Annotated in this window: 1 pseudogene; it reads left to right on the top strand. The window is 42.7% G+C overall.

Features of this window, described 5'->3' with window-relative positions:
• A pseudogene (locus OS173_RS13275) lies at positions 1 to 281 on the top strand (IS5/IS1182 family transposase); the annotation flags it as partial.

The raw sequence follows: 281 nt of genomic DNA, 5'->3' as shown, positions 1-281 counted from the left end.
GAGACGGAAAGCCCAAAGGCTTTTTCTACCTTGATCATCGTACAGTTGATGGTTACTGTAACTTCATCACCGATGTTCATGTCACAGCCGGCAATGTTCACGACTCGATACCTTACTTATCCCGTATAGACAGACAGGTTGAACGATTTTCCCTAAAACCAACAGCGGTGGGATTGGATGCCGGCTACTTTACTGCCAGTATATGCAAAGGAATAGAAGACAGGAAATTATATGGCGTCATAAGTTATCGAAGACCCAATCACAAGAAAGGTTACTTTTAT

This window comes from Marinicella gelatinilytica (assembly GCF_026410405.1).
GTDB classification, from domain to species: domain Bacteria; phylum Pseudomonadota; class Gammaproteobacteria; order Xanthomonadales; family Marinicellaceae; genus Marinicella; species Marinicella gelatinilytica.
Note: the sequence above shows the minus strand (reverse complement) of the source record. Positions and strands in the feature narration are given on the sequence as shown.